8 protein-coding genes and 8 tRNA genes are annotated in these 7,625 nt (G+C 73.0%); 9 read left to right on the forward strand and 7 right to left on the reverse strand.

Annotated features, from left to right (window positions below; all coding sequences use genetic code 11):
• Positions 1–4: 4 nt before the first annotated feature.
• The 3 genes from ACFU74_RS19230 to ACFU74_RS19240 all read right to left on the reverse strand — a co-directional run bounded on the left by ACFU74_RS19230 (position 5) and on the right by ACFU74_RS19240 (position 988).
• A tRNA-Val gene (locus ACFU74_RS19230) sits at positions 5–76 on the reverse strand.
• 205 nt (positions 77–281) lie between these two features.
• A tRNA-Val gene (locus ACFU74_RS19235) sits at positions 282–353 on the reverse strand.
• 101 nt (positions 354–454) lie between these two features.
• On the reverse strand, positions 455–988 hold the full coding sequence (locus ACFU74_RS19240) for a TIGR02611 family protein (protein ID WP_380758150.1): 534 nt from the start codon (positions 986–988) through the stop codon (positions 455–457).
• 194 nt (positions 989–1,182) lie between these two features.
• Between ACFU74_RS19240 and ACFU74_RS19245 the strand changes: the two genes are divergently transcribed.
• Entirely contained in the window at positions 1,183–1,596 is a 414-nt protein-coding gene (locus ACFU74_RS19245) for an SsgA family sporulation/cell division regulator (protein ID WP_030056266.1), read from the forward strand.
• 380 nt (positions 1,597–1,976) lie between these two features.
• A complete protein-coding gene (locus ACFU74_RS19250; protein ID WP_380758152.1) occupies positions 1,977–2,546 on the forward strand; it encodes a CGNR zinc finger domain-containing protein in 570 nt (189 codons plus the stop codon).
• Between the two features lie 47 nt (positions 2,547–2,593).
• Here ACFU74_RS19250 and ACFU74_RS19255 read toward each other — a convergent pair whose 3' ends face one another.
• Entirely contained in the window at positions 2,594–3,085 is a 492-nt protein-coding gene (locus tag ACFU74_RS19255) for a hypothetical protein (protein WP_380758154.1), read from the reverse strand.
• Between the two features lie 158 nt (positions 3,086–3,243).
• Here ACFU74_RS19255 and ACFU74_RS19260 point away from each other — a divergent pair, with 158 nt between their 5' ends.
• Positions 3,244–3,744, forward strand: a complete 501-nt coding sequence (locus ACFU74_RS19260) for a DsbA family protein (protein ID WP_380758156.1) — start codon at positions 3,244–3,246, stop codon at positions 3,742–3,744.
• A gap of 32 nt (positions 3,745–3,776) precedes the next feature.
• Here ACFU74_RS19260 and ACFU74_RS19265 read toward each other — a convergent pair whose 3' ends face one another.
• The 3 genes from ACFU74_RS19265 to ACFU74_RS19275 all read right to left on the reverse strand — a co-directional run bounded on the left by ACFU74_RS19265 (position 3,777) and on the right by ACFU74_RS19275 (position 6,703).
• A complete protein-coding gene (locus ACFU74_RS19265) occupies positions 3,777–4,619 on the reverse strand; it encodes a GNAT family N-acetyltransferase (RefSeq protein WP_380758158.1) in 843 nt (280 codons plus the stop codon).
• Positions 4,620–4,716: 97 nt separating this feature from the next.
• The gene (locus ACFU74_RS19270) at positions 4,717–5,547 is read right to left on the reverse strand and encodes an aminotransferase class IV (protein ID WP_380758160.1); all 831 of its coding nucleotides are present in this window, start codon (positions 5,545–5,547) and stop codon (positions 4,717–4,719) included.
• A 94-nt stretch (positions 5,548–5,641) separates the two neighbouring features.
• Positions 5,642–6,703, reverse strand: coding sequence for a chorismate-binding protein (locus ACFU74_RS19275; RefSeq protein ID WP_380758162.1), 1,062 nt, complete (start codon positions 6,701–6,703; stop codon positions 5,642–5,644).
• A gap of 290 nt (positions 6,704–6,993) precedes the next feature.
• Here ACFU74_RS19275 and ACFU74_RS19280 point away from each other — a divergent pair.
• The 6 genes from ACFU74_RS19280 (at position 6,994) to ACFU74_RS19305 (ending at position 7,624) form a co-directional block, all read left to right on the forward strand.
• Positions 6,994–7,066, forward strand: a tRNA-Gly gene (locus ACFU74_RS19280).
• 40 nt (positions 7,067–7,106) lie between these two features.
• Positions 7,107–7,180 (forward strand) — tRNA-Cys (locus ACFU74_RS19285).
• A 34-nt stretch (positions 7,181–7,214) separates the two neighbouring features.
• A tRNA-Val gene (locus ACFU74_RS19290) sits at positions 7,215–7,289 on the forward strand.
• 27 nt (positions 7,290–7,316) lie between these two features.
• Positions 7,317–7,388: transfer RNA gene (locus ACFU74_RS19295), tRNA-Val, on the forward strand.
• Positions 7,389–7,439: 51 nt separating this feature from the next.
• Positions 7,440–7,511 (forward strand) — tRNA-Val (locus tag ACFU74_RS19300).
• A 41-nt stretch (positions 7,512–7,552) separates the two neighbouring features.
• Positions 7,553–7,624, forward strand: a tRNA-Val gene (locus ACFU74_RS19305).
• Position 7,625: the final 1 nt, after the last annotated feature.

Here is a 7,625-nt window from a genome sequence, read left to right on the forward strand (position 1 = left end):
CCGGTGGGCGATACTGGGATCGAACCAGTGACCCCTTCGGTGTGAACGAAGTGCTCTCCCGCTGAGCTAATCGCCCGGGCAACGAGAAGAACTGTAGCACCATTCGGGGGGCGCCGTACAACTCGTTCGGGGAACGCCCCGACGCATCCGCAGAACTCCTGCGCGACGCGGAAGGTGACTGTGCCTCAGCGCATTCCCCGGCACGGTTCACCGGATTGCGGAAATACATGTGAGGCCCAGCCGATAATCGGCTGGGCCTCACATATCACAATGCATTCCGGTGGGCGATACTGGGATCGAACCAGTGACCCCTTCGGTGTGAACGAAGTGCTCTCCCGCTGAGCTAATCGCCCGGGTGCAGGGAAAACATTACCGCATCCCGGGGGGTGGTCCGAACACTCCGCCTCCCCCGGACGGCCCCGCCCGGGTCGCCGGCGGGCGGGGAGCGGGTGGCTCAGTCCTCGTCGATCTTCCAGGGCATGACCAGCCCGTACTTCCACAGGTACCAGCCGCCGAGCGCGGCGATCAGCACCACGCCGATCACGGTGAGTGTCAGGTTGCGGCGCCGGACCCGCGGGTCCAGGGCCTTCTGCGCGGCCTCGGCCACCTTGCGGCGGGTCCAGCGCAGGGCCAGCTGGGCCCAGACGAACTCGGTCGCCCAGATGCCCATGCCGAGGAAGATGACCACCCAGCCGGGGCCGGGCAGCGGAAGCATGATCACTCCGAGCACCACCACGGCGAGGCCGACCAGGAAGACGGCCACCTGCCAGCTCAGGTGCAGCGGGCGGGAGCGGCGGATGAAGTGCGGCGCGCGCGAGCCGAGCGGCTTCTCGCCCTCCGCGGCGCCCTCCGTGCCGCCCCGGGCGTCCGGCTCCCCGCCGCCGTCACCCGCACCCGTCGGCACCCCCGTGTCGTCCCGCACGATCGCATCCCCCGTTCCGGTGTTCCCGCCCGCGTCCCCGCGTGCCTCGTCGCTTCGCACAGTCATGCCAGGAAACTAACCGAGAAGGGCTCCGGTTATCGCCCCGCGGGCACTCTGTGGCGATTCCGCAATGCGCCGTAAGGGGTACGACTCGCGCCCGAATCGGGACAGAGGGGTTTACATCGGTCGTTGAGGTGGGATGGTCCGTTCGCCGACGTGCGATTCCCCGAGCGCACACTGAGCGAAAGGCCATGGCGCTTATGAACACCACGGTCAGCTGCGAGCTGCACCTGCGCCTCATCGTGTCCAGCGAGTCCTCACTGCCCGTCCCCGCGGGCCTGCGCTACGACACCGCCGACCCCTATGCCGTGCACGCCACCTTCCACACCGGCGCCGACGAGACCGTGGAGTGGGTGTTCGCCCGAGATCTCCTTGCGGAGGGGCTGCACCGACCCACCGGTACGGGCGACGTCCGGGTGTGGCCGTCGCGCAGCCACGGACAAGGGGTGGTCTGCATCGCCCTGAGCTCTCCGGAAGGAGAAGCCCTGCTGGAGGCCCCGGCCCGGGCGCTTGAGTCGTTCCTCAAGCGGACCGACGCCGCCGTGCCGCCCGGCACCGAACACCGTCACTTCGACCTCGACCGGGAGCTGTCCCACATCCTCGCCGAAAGCTGACCCCGACCGGAGGCGGTCACACCCCGCTGTCGGCGGGGTCGTAGCCCCTGCCGTCAACCGCAGCCGTCCTACTCGGGGGCACGGCAGCAGACTCAGCCGCGCACGACGCGGTCTCGGGGCCGGTGACGAAACGGTTCTCTCCCGAACGGAGGGCCCCTGCGGCACCGAAGGCGCCCGGCACCGGAGCCGGTCATCCCACGGATGGCCGGCCTCCGTGCCGGGCGCGGCCGTTTCTCCGGCGAGAACCACGCACAGAGTGACGGAATCCGTACGCATCTTCGACACAAGCCACAGCCGCACGCCGCACCGCCCCGGTAAGGTCTGGGAATGACCCGTAGTCGCGGGGTGCCCACGGCCCCCTCCGCACGAGGAGCCTCCACGTGCTGATCACCCATGACACCGAGTGCGCGCTGAGCATCCTCGTCGAGCTCCTCAACACCGCACCCGAGGTGTGCGGCACCGAGCTGCTGCCCGACGTGCCCGCACTCGACGCCTTCGTGGTCCGGCAGGAGATCAGCGAGATCGACTCGCTGACCGACGACGACCTGCGCCAGGTGCACCTGCTGCGCTCGCGGCTGCGCGAGGTCTTCGGCACGGAGTCCACCGAAGAGGCCGCCGAGCTGGTCAACGCCCTGGTCGCGGCGGCCGGCACCACGCCCCGGCTGACCAACCACGACCACCACGGGTGGCACATCCACTACTTCGCGCCGCACGCCGCCCTCGGCGACCACCTGGCCGCCGAGATCGGCATGGCGCTGGCGTTCATCCTCACCGCGGGCGAGCGCGAACGGCTGCGCCGCTGCGAGGCGCCGGACTGCGCGCGGGTCTTCGTGGACCTCTCGCGCAACCGCTCGCGCCGCTACTGCGACAGCCGGACCTGCGGGAACCGGCTGCACGTGGCCGCCTACCGGGCCCGCCAGCGCTCGGCGGACGCGGTCCCCTCGGCCTGAGCGCCCGGGGCGCTCCGGGCGCCCCGGCGGTCCGCGGACCCGGGCGCTCAGATGCCGCGGCGGCGCAGGATCTCCTCGATGTCGGCGAACTCGCCGAGGCCGTCGTCGCCCTTGCCCTGCCCGCCCTTGCCCTGCCCGGCGCGCGCGGCCTTCTCGGCGCGCTTCGGCGCAGCCTGGGCGGCCGGGGCCACCGCCGGGCGGGCCGGGGCGGGTCCGGCGGCGGGGGCGGTCTCCCGCCCCTCGGTCTCGGCGCCGCGCCGGCCCGCCCAGCGGGTGGTCACGAGCAGCCCCGCCGAGACCGCCAGCAGCACGATGCCGGTCCACACCCGGGGGTCGAAGACCAGCTTGACCGCCCAGTCGGCGATCTCGTCGCCGATCGTCCGGGCCACCGGGAACAGGCCGGTCAGATAGAGGCCGGCGGGGAGCAGCGCGACGGCGAACCAGCGGGTCGCGGAGAGGAAGCGCCGACGGTAGGCGCGCAGGCCGGCCACGGCCACGCCCCCCGCGGTGAGGGCGAAGGCGACCGCCGCCGTCAGCACGGCCGCCTCCCCTCGGTCCCCGCGGCGGCTGTCGCCGCGGCCGTCGGACTGCTGATCGGACTGATCATCTCGTCGGACCTCCCAAGGCTCCGGTCTGGCGAACTGGCCGGGCCCGGTCCCCGGAACGGCACAGGGCCCACTGATGGAACACTGGGGGCATGATCGAAGGTTCCCTCCCCCGTCTCGAGTTCTGGTGCGAGCTCCAGTGCCCGGACTGCCGCACCGCCCTGGACGACGTCCGCGCGCTGCGCGCCCGCTACGGCGACGCGCTGCCGATCGAGCTGCGGCACTTCCCGCTGGAGAAGCACAAGTACGCCTACCCCGCCGCCGAGGCCGCCGAGGAGGCGTTCGCGCAGGGCCTCGGCTGGCCGTTCGTCGAGGCGCTGCTGGAGCGGGTCGCGGACCTGGAGGCGCGCGGCACCGAGGTGCTGCTGGAGGTGGCCCGGGAGGTCGGGGTGGACGCCGAGGAGGTGGACACCGCGCTGGTGGACGGCCGGCACATGCTGACCGTGGACGCCGACCAGGCCGAGGGCCGGGCGATCGGGGTGAGCGGCACGCCGACGTACGTGATCGCCGGGCAGCGCCTCGACGGCGGGAAGAGCCAGGACGGGCTGCTGGAGCGCATCGTCGCCGCCGTCGAGGCCGCGAAGGCGTCCTGACCCCCGGCGGGCCGCCGGCCCGCCGTCGCCGGTCACAGCAGCGGCTTGCCGAAGACGCGGTTGGTGACCCGGTAGCCGAGCGACTCGTAGAGGCGGATCGCGACCTCGTTGCCGCTGAAGACGTTCAGCCCGAGGTCGTGGACGCCCGCCGAGAGGCACGCCTGCTCGGCGAGGTGCATCAGCGTCCGGCCGTGGCCGCGGCCCCGGTGGGCCTCGGCCACCTCGACCACCATGACCCACGCCAGCGGGGCGCCGTCGGGCAGGTCGCGCAGCCGCAGCGCCAGCCAGAGCGAGCCCAGCGGCTCCTCCCCGGGCCCGTACAGGCGGCGCAGCGCGACGCCGGGGCTGTCCGCGCCCTGCGGCAGCAGTCTCGCGTGGTCGGCGTCGGACTTGGCGCGGGCCTCCGCCTCGCCGAGGCCGGAGGAGCGCAGGTCGTGCAGGTAGCCGGCCTTGGCCTCGGCGAGCCAGGCCGGGAACTCGGCGGCGCCGATCGCGCGGGCGGTGGCGCCGGGCGGCAGGGCGGGCGGCGCGTCCAGCCGTTTGACCATGTTCCGCATCCGCTCGGTGTAGCCGAGGGTGACCGCGAGCGAGCGGGCGACCCGGGCGGGCTCGGGGATGTCCGCGTCCACCCGGGTGCAGCCCCAGCCGCGCAGCACCTCCTCGGCGGCCAGCGCCCCGATCGTCCCGCGCCCCCGGCCGCGTCCGCTGTGGACCTCCAACTCTGCTATCTCGCCCCAGAGTTGGCTGCCGCGGGGAACGGCGGTGGTACGCAAGCCGCCGACCGGGCGGCCGTTGACGCAGATCTGCCAGCGCCGGGTGCGGCCGCCGGCGGGGGTGGGGGTCTCCGGGCTCTCGGGGCGCAGCGTGGTGGTCATGTCGGGGTCCCTTCCCCGCCGTCCGGGTCTTCTACCGGCCCGGACGGCGCGTCCCCGCCGCGGGTTCTCGCGGGCGGGCTCCCCGGGGGGCGGGTGCTCAGGGGTCGAGGTCGTCGCCGCTGCGCTGGGCGAAGACGGCCATGGCCTTGGCGGTGACCGGGCCGGGGCCGGGCAGTTCGCGGTCGTCGACGCGGGTGACGGCCTGGACGTCGCGCAGGGAGGAGGTCAGGAAGATCTCCTCGGCCTCCTGGAGGGCGTCGAGCGGGAGGTCGGCCTCCTCGGCGCCGCACCAGTCGACGACGAGCTGCCGGGTGATGCCGGCCAGGCAGCCGGAGGCGAGCGGCGGGGTGAGCAGGCGGCCGCCGAGGACGACGAAGACGTTGGAGCCGGTGCCTTCGCAGAGCCGGCCCGCGGTGTTGGCGAGCAGGGCCTCGGAGGCTCGGGCGCGGTGGGCGGCGGCGAGGGCGACGACGTTCTCGGCGTAGGAGGTGGTCTTGAGGCCGGCGACGGCGCTGTGCTCGTTGCGGCGCCAGGGGACGACGGTGACGGCGGTGGTGTCGGGGCGGCGGGTGGCGGTGCCGATGGAGGCGACCAGGGTGGGGCCGGTGTCGCCGCGCTCGGAGCCGAGCGGTGCGGTGCCGCCGGTGTAGGTGATGCGCAGGCGCCCGAGCGGCATCGGGTTGGCGGCGAGGACGGCGGCGCAGGCCTCGCGGACCCGCTCGTGGTCGGGGTCGGGCAGGCCGAGGCCGCGGGCGGAGCGGGTGAGGCGCTCCAGGTGCCGGGTGACGGCGAAGGCCCTGCCGTCGACGGCCTTCATGGTCTCGAAGACGCCGTCGCCCGTGGTGAGTCCGTGGTCCAGGACGGACAGGGCCGGGTCGGCGGAGTCGACGAGGGTGCCGTTGACCCAGCTGGTGGTCGGGTGCTGCATCGCGGGGTGCTCCTCGCGGGACGGGCGCGGGCCGGCCGGCCGCGGGTGGTGGGGCCGGGTCCGGTCCGTGTCGGGGTTCAGTCGCTGTCGGGGTTCAGTCGGTGTCGGGGCGGATGCCGGTGCCCGACGCTATCGCGACCAGGCGGGCGGCCTTCAGTTCGGTTTCCGCCCATTCGCGGTCGGGGTCGGAGCCCCAGGTGATGCCGGCACCGGTGCCGAAGCGCAGTTCGGGTGCCGCGGGGTCGGTCCGGTCGATCCAGAAGGTGCGGATGCCGACGGCGAGTTCGGCCTCGCCGCGGTCGGCGTCGACCCAGCCGACGGCGCCGCAGTAGGGGCCGCGCGGGGCGGTCTCCAGGGCTTCGATGATCCGCAGGGCGCTGGACTTGGGGGCGCCGGTGACGGAGCCGGGCGGGAAGGTGGCGGCGAGCAGGTCGGGCCAGCCGGCGTCCGGGCGCAGGGTGCCCTCGACGGTGGAGACCAGGTGGACCAGGCCGGGGTGCTTCTCGACCGCGCACAGGTCGGGCACGGTGACGGTGCCGGTGGCGCAGACCCGGCCGAGGTCGTTGCGGACCAGGTCGACGATCATCACGTTCTCGGCGTGGTCCTTGTCGAGCAGGTCGTGCTCGGTGCGGCCGGTGCCCTTGATCGGCCCCGAGGAGACGGTGCGGCCGGTGCGGCGCAGGTAGAGCTCGGGCGAGGCGGTGGCGATCTCGACGCCGTGGCCGGGCAGCCGGATCGTTCCCGCGTAGGGGGCCGGGTTGCCGTGGGCGAGCAGGCCGGTGAGGGCGTCGATGTCGGAGCGGGCGGGGTCGGGCAGCGGGGCGGAGAGCACCCGGCAGAGGTTGGCCTGGTAGACCTCGCCGGCCGCGATGTGCTCCCGGACTCGGCGCACGCCCGCGGTGTAGGCGGCGCGGTCGAGCGAGCTGCGCCAGTCGCCGGCGGCCGGGCCGAGCCAGCCGGCGCCGAAGGGTGGGGCGGGGGCCGGGCGGACGTCGTCGAAGCGGGCGCAGGTGAGCCGGCCCTCGAAGTCGTAGGCGACGGCCCACCAGCCGGTGGAGTCCAGGGCGGCCGGGTCGGAGGTGACGTCGCGCAGTCCGGTCGCGAGGCGGCCGCCGAAGCGGGCGAGGGGGTGCTGGGGGTCGAGGTGGCCGGACACGGTTCTCCTGCACGGGGCTTTGCTCGGGTTGCGGTGCCTGAAGTGTAGGTCGGGGGGCGCGAGCAGAGCCGGGCGTCGCGCGGGCGTACGCCGGGTGACCTGCGGGTGTCACTCACGGTGTCGATCAACCCGCGCCGGGCACGTCCGGGCCGGTCGGCGCCGGGGCGGGCGGGGGGCGTCCGGCGGGCACGCTGCGGGAACGGATTTTTAGCTGGCCCGGGAATCCGCTAGAGTTCAACACGTCGCCAGGGAGCGCAGCCGGGAGAACCGGTGAAGATCCCGGCAGACAGGCGGACGTGGCTCAGTTGGTAGAGCATCACCTTGCCAAGGTGAGGGTCGCGAGTTCGAATCTCGTCGTCCGCTCGGCGAAGGACAGTGTAAGATCGTCCTTCGAGTGTTGCCTGGTGGAGTGGCCGAGAGGCGAGGCAACGGCCTGCAAAGCCGTCTACACGGGTTCAAATCCCGTCTCCACCTCCAAGAGGCTCGCCCGGCTCTGCCGGGTGGCCTCCCCGCGCGATTAGCTCAGCGGGAGAGCACTACCTTGACACGGTAGGGGTCACTGGTTCAATCCCAGTATCGCGCACCATGGCCGGCTCCGCCGGACACCTGCCCCGCGCGATTAGCTCAGCGGGAGAGCACCACCTTGACACGGTGGGGGTCACTGGTTCAATCCCAGTATCGCGCACGTTGATCTTCGGGTCCTGGACCCGGGGTTCACTGCGGTAGCACCGCACCAGCGCGATTAGCTCAGCGGGAGAGCACTACCTTGACACGGTAGGGGTCACTGGTTCAATCCCAGTATCGCGCACGTCAGGCCCTCCGGGGTCTGCTGCACAAACGCCTTACCAGGCGCGATTAGCTCAGCGGGAGAGCACTACCTTGACACGGTAGGGGTCACTGGTTCAATCCCAGTATCGCGCAC

It is taken from the genome of Kitasatospora sp. NPDC057500 (assembly GCF_042802195.1).
In the GTDB taxonomy this organism is placed as follows: domain Bacteria; phylum Actinomycetota; class Actinomycetes; order Streptomycetales; family Streptomycetaceae; genus Kitasatospora.

What these genes read in the sequence shown, in the direction of transcription:
- ACFU74_RS19240 (WP_380758150.1), bottom strand. Translation starts at nt 988, where the DNA reads ATGACTGTGCGAAGCGACGAGGCACGCGGGGACGCGGGCGGGAACACC.
- ACFU74_RS19265 (WP_380758158.1), bottom strand. Translation starts at nt 4,619, where the DNA reads ATGACCACCACGCTGCGCCCCGAGAGCCCGGAGACCCCCACCCCCGCC.
- ACFU74_RS19260 (WP_380758156.1), top strand. Translation starts at nt 3,244, where the DNA reads ATGATCGAAGGTTCCCTCCCCCGTCTCGAGTTCTGGTGCGAGCTCCAG.
- ACFU74_RS19270 (WP_380758160.1), bottom strand. Translation starts at nt 5,547, where the DNA reads ATGCAGCACCCGACCACCAGCTGGGTCAACGGCACCCTCGTCGACTCC.
- ACFU74_RS19245 (WP_030056266.1), top strand. Translation starts at nt 1,183, where the DNA reads ATGAACACCACGGTCAGCTGCGAGCTGCACCTGCGCCTCATCGTGTCC.